Source organism: Candidatus Sordicultor fermentans (genome assembly GCF_012728195.1).
GTDB classification, from domain to species: Bacteria; Atribacterota; Atribacteria; order Atribacterales; family Caldatribacteriaceae; genus Sordicultor; species Sordicultor fermentans.
On sequence record NZ_JAAYFP010000061.1, the window covers coordinates 1 to 8,231 of the forward strand.

At 38.8% G+C, this 8,231-nt stretch carries 7 protein-coding genes; 4 read left to right on the forward strand and 3 right to left on the reverse strand.

Annotated features, from left to right (window positions below):
* On the reverse strand, positions 1–772 hold a 772-nt coding region (gene iolO, locus GXZ17_RS02860), incomplete at its 3' end, for a 5-keto-L-gluconate epimerase (protein WP_409375780.1).
* An 11-nt stretch (positions 773–783) separates the two neighbouring features.
* Positions 784–1,812 carry a LacI family DNA-binding transcriptional regulator gene (locus tag GXZ17_RS02865; RefSeq protein WP_409375781.1) on the reverse strand — a complete coding sequence of 343 codons (1,029 nt, stop codon included), beginning with the start codon at positions 1,810–1,812 and terminating at the stop codon, positions 784–786.
* A 284-nt stretch (positions 1,813–2,096) separates the two neighbouring features.
* On the opposite strand from GXZ17_RS02865, the gene GXZ17_RS02870 reads away from it, so the two are divergent.
* Positions 2,097–3,194, forward strand: coding sequence for a hypothetical protein (locus GXZ17_RS02870; protein WP_409375782.1), 1,098 nt, complete (start codon positions 2,097–2,099; stop codon positions 3,192–3,194).
* 66 nt (positions 3,195–3,260) lie between these two features.
* On the opposite strand, the gene GXZ17_RS02875 is transcribed toward GXZ17_RS02870, so the two are convergent.
* Positions 3,261–4,154 carry a PfkB family carbohydrate kinase gene (locus GXZ17_RS02875; protein WP_409375783.1) on the reverse strand — a complete coding sequence of 298 codons (894 nt, stop codon included), beginning with the start codon at positions 4,152–4,154 and terminating at the stop codon, positions 3,261–3,263.
* Between the two features lie 312 nt (positions 4,155–4,466).
* Here GXZ17_RS02875 and iolM point away from each other — a divergent pair, with 312 nt between their 5' ends.
* The 3 genes from iolM to GXZ17_RS02890 form a co-directional block, all read left to right on the forward strand.
* Positions 4,467–5,654: a scyllo-inosose 3-dehydrogenase gene (gene iolM / locus GXZ17_RS02880; RefSeq protein ID WP_409375784.1), complete on the forward strand. Its 1,188-nt coding sequence runs from the start codon at positions 4,467–4,469 to the stop codon at positions 5,652–5,654.
* Positions 5,655–5,867: 213 nt separating this feature from the next.
* Complete coding sequence (locus GXZ17_RS02885) at positions 5,868–6,884, forward strand: ABC transporter substrate-binding protein (protein WP_409375785.1); 1,017 nt, start codon at positions 5,868–5,870, stop codon at positions 6,882–6,884.
* 75 nt (positions 6,885–6,959) lie between these two features.
* The coding region (locus GXZ17_RS02890) for an ABC transporter permease (RefSeq protein ID WP_409375786.1) at positions 6,960–8,231 on the forward strand (1,272 nt) is incomplete at its 3' end.

Here is an 8,231-nt window from a genome sequence, read left to right on the forward strand (position 1 = left end):
CTGCCTCAGGAAAATTAGGTTTTTGGAGAATTTCTGCTGAAACAAAACCCTGATAGTTGATGTCTCGCAAAGCTCGAAAAATAGACTCAAAATCAATATGGCCAAACCCTGGCGCCCAGCGGTTGCTATCAGCAATATGGAAATGCCAGAGACGATCTCCTGCCTCGATGATACTCTGGTAAAAGTTCGCTTCTTCAATGTTCATATGAAAACTATCAGCCAGGATACCGATGTTATCATCTCCCAGAGAAGAAAGAAATTCCAGAGCCTCTTTTATAGTGTTTAGAAAATTAATTTCATATCTATTTAAGGGCTCGATTACCAATCTGACATCCTTTTCTTTGGCTAACTGGCTGCATTTTAGAAGACTTTCCTCAAAATACTTTAAAGCTTCTTCTTTTTCTTCCTCCTCAGGAGGAAGATTACCCCGGATGAGTCCTATAATTACCAAACTCCTCCACTGAGAAGCAAAATCGATATGGTTTTTCAGGCGTTCTATAGTTTTTCCTCTAATTTCCTTTTCTCTGCTACTTAAACTTAAACCCTCCTCTATGAACGCCTGTCCTGTTCCAATAGCCGGAACAACCAATTGATGATTTTTTACTATTTCCTTTATTTCTTCTTCATTTATATCTCTGGGATTTCTAACTGCCAACTCCACTCCTTGATAACCTAACTCCTTCAATTTCGAAATAATGGAGGTAAAAGATTCTCCAAAAGCAATAGCTCCAAATCTGGTTTTTTGCAAAGAAACGGCAAAGCTTGTCTTCATGATTTATCCTCCTATTCTTCTTTTATTCGAGCGCAAGTTCCTCGAATCACCAACTTTGGTGGAAAAACTATCTGTTGTCGAACATCTTTTTTGCGGGGATTGAGAACCTTATCCATGATGATTTTTCCACTCAAAGAACCTAATTCAGCAGTAGACTGAGAAACAGTAGTAAGTTGAATCAACCGGGAAGCACTAAGAGGAATATCATCAAATCCTATAATAGATAATTCTTCTGGTACTCTTACCCCCTCTTCATTACAGGCCTCCAGGAGTCCAATAGCCATAGCATCATTAGCTGAAAAAACGGCAGTAGGTCGGTACTTTCCTGCCCTGAGTATTTTTATTCCTTCTCGATAACCGTTTTCCATTCTGAACTCGCCACAGTAAATATATTCATCTCTCACCTCTATTCCTGCCTCTTCTAAAGCTCTTTTATAACCTTCCAGGCGCTCTAAATTAGAAGAGGTAGGCCAATGACCCCCTAAGTAGGCAATTTTGGTATGACCCAAAGAAAGAAGATATTTAGTAGCCAAATATCCTCCCAAAACACTATCTACTATTACATAATCATACTGCTCACGGTTCTCTGGTAGACGCGAGACAAAAACCATAGGAGTCTGAGCTTTAGCTAGGTTCTGGATTTCTTGATCGTTCATCCGGGTAGCTCCCAGGATTATGCCGTCCACCTTCTTTTCTATAAGAGACTTCACGTATAATTCTTCCTCTTCTTCTCTTCCATCGGTATTACAAAGAAAAATATGGTATTGGTAGCTTCGACATACTTCTTCAATGCTTCTTACCATTACCGCATAAAAAGGGTTAGTGATGTCTGAAACCACCACTCCGATTACTCCTGTTTTCCGAGTAGTGAGGCTACGAGCCATAGGATTGGGACGATAGTCCTTTTCCTGGATCACTTTTAATACCTTTTCCCTGGTTTTTTTAGCCACTTTTTCAGGATTATTTAACACCCGGGAAACAGTAGCTTTTGAGACACCAGCTTCCCTGGCTATATCATTTATGGTAACTTCTTTATCCATTTATTCACTTCCTTTTTGAAACCGTTCTCTTATTATAAGGTGCTTAAAGAAGATTTTCAAGGTGTACAGCAGATAAAATCTTACTTTGAAGTGAAAAATCATCTATTAAGATTTTTTAATTTTTATCGTTTTTTCTCTTGACAAACCAATGAAGCTATTTTATTCTAAAACCAGTTTCATAAATACCCGCTTAAAAGGAGGACACACTATGAAAGCAGTAAAACCAATTTTTACTTTAAAGCTTTAGTATTTAATCAAGTGAAATCTATAAGGAGGTAGTAAAAATGAAAGTTTTTAAAAATATCTTTAGTATTATGTTGTTATTGTTATTGTTATTGTTATTGTTTATGTCTTTTGCAATTACAGCATTTGGTCAAGAACTGGAGATTATCCCCATCGGAGAAAAATTTTACTTTAAAAATACCCACTCTCATAACGATTATTACAGAGCTCGTCCACTATTAGATGCTATCGACAATGGGATGGGTAGTATTGAAGCTGACGTTTATTATATAGAACTCTCTATCACTGATGACGTGGAAAATTCCAGAGTTATGAAAGAATTGTATGTAGCACATGATTGGGATGAAATTACAGGAGATTCTGATTATAAAACGAAAGGAACCCTCCAAAATCTGTATTTAGATCCTCTCTATGAGATTTATCTCTCAAATGGAGGAAAAATTTATAACACACCTGAAGAAACCCTCTTGCTTCACGTAGATTTCAAGACCGATACCGATAAAACCTGGAATCTTCTCCAAAGCATTCTAAAAAACTACCCTGGGCTTTTTACAACTTACGAGCGAGACACTAAAAAAGTGACTCAAGGCCCGGTGACAGTATTCACCAATGCTGAACCTGAAAATATTCCGGATGAATGGTCAACTTTCTATTCAACTGCGGATGGGAGATTTGGAAATATCTATGACCCTGAAGTTTGGAAATCTGATGCATACCTCAACTTCAAACATAGGATGCCAATTATCAGTAGCAATCTTATAGCATATAACGATATTACCCAATTTTTCGATTTTTTAGTACCAAAAGAAGATATCATAGAGGAATATGTCAGCGATTATCCAGAACTATCTATGGATACCCTGTATGAGGTTTTGCGCGATAATGAATGGGTTTTAGCTAATCGATTAATAGAGGATGGAAAAATTAAGGTTTCAGATTACCTGATTTCCCAGATGAAAAAGGCAGATAACCTTGGTAAAGAATATGGCCACCTTATGCGTTTCTGGGCCTCTCCTGATTACCAATGGTTCTGGGACATCCAAAGCCCTTTAACAAATGTCATGATAAATACAAACAGACCAGAAACATTGAGAAAATATCTTATGCACAAAGCTTATATTGCCCAACATACCCCATAATCAGCTAAAAGAGGGACGGGAGGAAGCCCGTCCCTCTTTTAGCTGATAACCAGACCTTCATTTATACTATAGATAATTTTTGTAATAACTACTTATATAATTTAATACATCTTCCCTGGTGCCTCTGAATGGTCCCGGTGTTTCCATCTTGAGCGATGTTAAAGCAGCAGCATAATATAGAGCTTCATCAGGTTCTCTATGGATCCTTTCGGATATATAGGCGCCGAAACAAGTGTCACCTCTGCCGGTTCTCCCTGATAGGTTTCGCGGCTTAAACGGAGCTTTGTAATACTGATGACCATCGTAAACTAATACCTCAGTATTGTATGTTATCATTACTTCTTTTGGCCCCCAGGTGCAGAGCAGCTCAGCGGCTTTTTCCCTATTTTCTATGCCAGTCATTATTCTAGATTCATTTGCATCAGTTTTCAAAAAATTAATATATGGCAAATACTCATATTTTTTGTCCCAATCTTCATAAAACATATGCCCATTCTTACTTTTGCGCAATAAACCCTGGGCATCTACCGCTACCTCCTCCTTCTTTGAAAAACTTTTTATTAAATCATATTCAAAGTCTCCCTGAATTAATCCTGCCAGATAGTATATATTAGCATCTACATTGGGTGGTATTTCCTCCATTCTAAATGGATCAGCCACACTTAAAACAGTAGATACTCTATTTTCCCTGTCTTCAGTCAAATACTCGTTTCTAATAGATGTAGTTTTGCCTGATTTTATATGATAAATATCCTCTTTAGAAATGTTGAATAAACTAGCTATTTTCTCGTCATCCTCAGACGATTTTGTTAATATTCCTATTTTACTCTGCCCAGTTGCAGCTGCGCAAGCAGCATATAACACAGCTCCACCATATATCCTTTCAGCTTGATCATGATAAACGTTTTCGTCTAAAGATACGTGACCGATAATAAAGATATCGTATTTTTTAACGTCCACTTTCTCTTCCTCCATATTACTGGCTTAAAAGCAACATGGTTTACATAGTCACTACAAGCCATTTTCATAAATTTTTTCGTATTTCCAGCATCATTTTTTCTCTTCTTCTTCGAAACCGCTTTCTAATTGTGAAGTTATTTTACAATAATCTGTAGAGCTTAGCAAATAATCTGAGAAAAAAAGATTGTTTTAGATTCAACTTGTCTGTTAGAGCCATCTGTCAAATTCGGCACTTTGCTCTTGACAAACAATTAAAATTACTTTATTCTAAAACCAGTTTCATAAATTGCCTGCTTAAAAGGAGGATGCGTTATGAAAGCAGTAAGACTGCACGCCCAATGGAGCCCTAAACCAGACTTTAAAATTGGTCCCAAGGATGTAGAGGGAAAAATTACCTGGTTAGGTAGCAAAGTTTGGAGATATCCGAAGGTAAAGGTAGAAGAAGTTCCTCAGCCCGTGATCCAAAAACCTACTGAAGTCCTCATAAAAGTCCGAGCTTGTGGAATATGCGGAAGTGATGTTCACATGGCTCAGGCCGATGAGAATGGTTACATTTTCTATCCTGGGCTTACCGGGTTTCCTGCAACTTTAGGCCATGAATTCTCTGGAGAGGTAGTAGAAGCAGGACCTGAAGCCATAAATCGTAGAAATAACCAACCTTTTGAGGCAGGAGAACCAGTGACCTCAGAAGAGATGCTATGGTGTGGTTATTGTCGTCACTGCGCTGATGGCTTTCCTAACCACTGTGAAAATCTTCATGAATTAGGATTTGATGTAGATGGGGCTTTTGCAGAATACATAGTAGTAGATGCTAAGTATTTGTGGAGCCTGAAGGAACTGGAACAAAACTACCCGGGTGATGAACTCTTTTTAGCGGGAAGCTTAGCTGAACCCACTTCTGTAGCCTATAACGCAGTTATTGAGCGAGGAAGAGGAATTAGGCCAGGAGATAATGTAGTAATTTTTGGAGGAGGCCCTATTGGATTAGCTGCCTGTGCTATTCTTAAAAAGGCAGGAGGAGTAAAAGTAATCCTCTCTGAACCTTCAGAGATAAGAAGAGACATGGCTAAAGAATTGGGAGTGGATATTACCATTAATCCCCAAAAGGAAAGTGTAACTGAAGCCATTCTCGACTACACCGGAGGAATGGGAGCAAAAATTTACTTAGAAGCTACTGGTGTTCCCCAAATAATCTGGAAAGATTTGGAAGAAACTATATGGAGAGCTCGAGGTATTAACTCCACAGTGGTAGTAGTAGCTCGAGCTGATGTGAAAATTCCTCTAACTGCTGAAGTATTCCAGGTCAGAAGAGCTCAAATTGTAGGTTCTCAAGGTCATTCTGGGCATGGCAATTTCCCCCGGGTTATCTCCCTTATGGCTTCCGGTATGGATATGACCAAAATCATCTCTAAAACAGTTTCCTTAGAAGAAATACCTCAATACATAAAACAGCTCCAAACTGATAAAGACCTGGTAAAAGTTACCGCAATAAATCCATAAGAAAGTCTTTATAGAGTGAAAGGAGGGTGAGGTAAAAACCTAAAAGAAAACATGATTAAAAATACCTAAGGGTTCTTAAAAACAGGTTACATAAGGGGCGGAGTTTCCCTCGAAAAATCAGGAGAAAAGAATGCTCACTCCATGGTAACAGGTGATGAGAGTGGTTAAAATAATCTTATCAACAAGGATAATATTAGTTTATGGGAGGATAAAATGATTAGCTTAACAAGAAAAACATTCTTACGGGTTATAACGGTGTTAATGTTAACATTGCTTTTTGTGACGGCAAGTGCTTATGCATCCGAATCTCTAGTTGTATATAGCCCACTCCATGAAGAAGAAATTGCTCGGATTCTCGACAAGTTTTCTCAAGAAACTGGAATTAAAGCAGAGTTCATCCGCTTAAGCGCAGGAGCCGTTGCTGCGAGACTAATAGCAGAGAAAGACCATCCAATGGCAGACGTTTTTTTTGGTGGCTCCGCGGAGACTCACGAATCATTAATAGGCGAAGAGATACTTAGACCTTACCAATCTCCTGTTCTCAAAGACATAGACCCTGCTTTCTACCACCCTGAATATTATTGGAGTGGTTTTTATGTCGGAGCCATTGGCTTTGCAATTAACAATGCTAGATTCAAAGAAAAATACCCTGATAAAGAATATCCAACTACATGGGAAGACCTCCTGGATCCCGATTATAAAGGAGAGATCTCGATGGCTTCACCAGCCGCTTCAGGTACCGCCTATACAGTTGTAGCAACCCAATTCTTCCGCTTAGGCGAAGAAAAAGCCTGGGAATATCTAGAAGGACTCCATAAAAATATTTCATTTTATACTACCGCTGGCGCTGCTCCAGCACAACATGCTGCTCTAGGAGAGTGTACAATTGGAATTGCTTTTGGGCATGATGTTATGAAACTTATACAAAGTGGATATGATCTTACCCTCATTTATCCCAAAGACACTGGTTGGGAAGTTGGTGCTGTCTCGATTGTGAAAGGGGGACCTAATCCAGAAGCAGCAGAAAAATTTGTTGATTGGATACTGGATGTAGATGGTCAGCAATTCCATTCGGATATAAGTCTACGTGTAGCAACACACCCAAAAGTTGTATTACCCGAAGGAGCAACACCTATATCTGAGTTACAACTCATAGACTATGACTATGAGTGGGCTGGCCAAAATAGAGATCGTATTGTTGAAGAGTGGAATAAGCGTTTTCTCGATTAAAAGAAATTAAGAGGGGAGAAGAGTTTCTCCTCCCCTCTTAAACTGAGATAAAGCTAAATAATGGAGGTGAATGTAATGTCAGTTGAGCTGCAATACGAAGAGAAAACGCAACGCACTTCACGGTTCACCCTTAAGGGGATTTTGCAAGACCCTGCACTCCTTTTTGCCATTGCAGTTATAAGTGTATTTTTGTTCTTATTTATTATTTACCCTATGTTAAAAATAGTTATTTATCCATCTTCGGAAACCTGGAGAAGATTTTTTACAGAAACACGTTATATGAAAATTCTTAAAAATAGCGTTTTACTTGCAATTTTAACAACTTTTAGCTCAACACTTATTGGGTTTTGTTTTGCTTATGCTCTAACCCGGGAGGATTTCCCTTTCAAAAGGTTTTTTAGAGCAACAAGCATTCTTCCACTAATATCTCCGCCTTTTGTTACGGGGTTAGCCTTGATTTTGCTTTTTGGACGTCAGGGACTAATCACTCACGCCTTATTAGGTTTAGATGTCTCTGCCTATGGTCTTTCAGGATTGTGGTTTGCTCAAACTATGGCATATTATCCAGTAGCAGCCTTAACGCTTTCGGGAGTATTAAAAAGTATAAATCCCACTTTGGAATATGCAGCAAGAGATCTGGGACAAAGTGAATGGGGAATATTTAAAACCATTACCCTACCGTTAATTACTCCTGGAATAGCCAGTGCAGCTCTTTTGGTATCCATGTATTCTTTGAGCGATTTTGGTAATCCGATGGTCATCGGGGGTCCTTTTAGAGTTCTGGCAACAGAAGCTTATATGCAGGTTACTGGCATGTATAATTTACCAATGGCTGCTGTGGTCAGTTTTTTTCTTTTAATTCCCAGCCTGGGTATCTTCCTCATACAAAGATACTGGGTTAGTCGCAAGCAATATGAAACAGTAACTGGCAAAGGGGGTACATTAGAAGCTCCTCCTACACCGCCAATTGTAAAATATAGCTTATTAGTTATTCTTTCCATTGCGTCACTATTAACCATTTCAATTTTCGTAGTAGTTATCTGCGGGGCTTTTACCAAAACATGGGGAGTTGACTGGAGCTTTACACTCGCTAATTTTAGCTACACATTTTTATCAAAAATGAAAGATATCTGGAACTCACTTTATTTTTCGCTTCTAGCTTCATTAGGAACTGCACTGCTTGCTACTTTTGCATCGTATATAATTTACCGTAAGAAATTTTGGGGCAGAAACGCGCTTGACTTAATTGCCGTATTGCCAGGTGCTTTACCTGGTACTATGGTTGGTATCGCCTACATATTAGCCTTCAATCGGAAACCTCTGTTATTAACAGGCACAGCGGCAATA

What these genes read in the sequence shown, in the direction of transcription:
- GXZ17_RS02865 (WP_409375781.1), bottom strand. Translation starts at nt 1,812, where the DNA reads ATGGATAAAGAAGTTACCATAAATGATATAGCCAGGGAAGCTGGTGTC.
- GXZ17_RS02870 (WP_409375782.1), top strand. Translation starts at nt 2,097, where the DNA reads ATGAAAGTTTTTAAAAATATCTTTAGTATTATGTTGTTATTGTTATTG.
- iolM (WP_409375784.1), top strand. Translation starts at nt 4,467, where the DNA reads ATGAAAGCAGTAAGACTGCACGCCCAATGGAGCCCTAAACCAGACTTT.
- GXZ17_RS02885 (WP_409375785.1), top strand. Translation starts at nt 5,868, where the DNA reads ATGATTAGCTTAACAAGAAAAACATTCTTACGGGTTATAACGGTGTTA.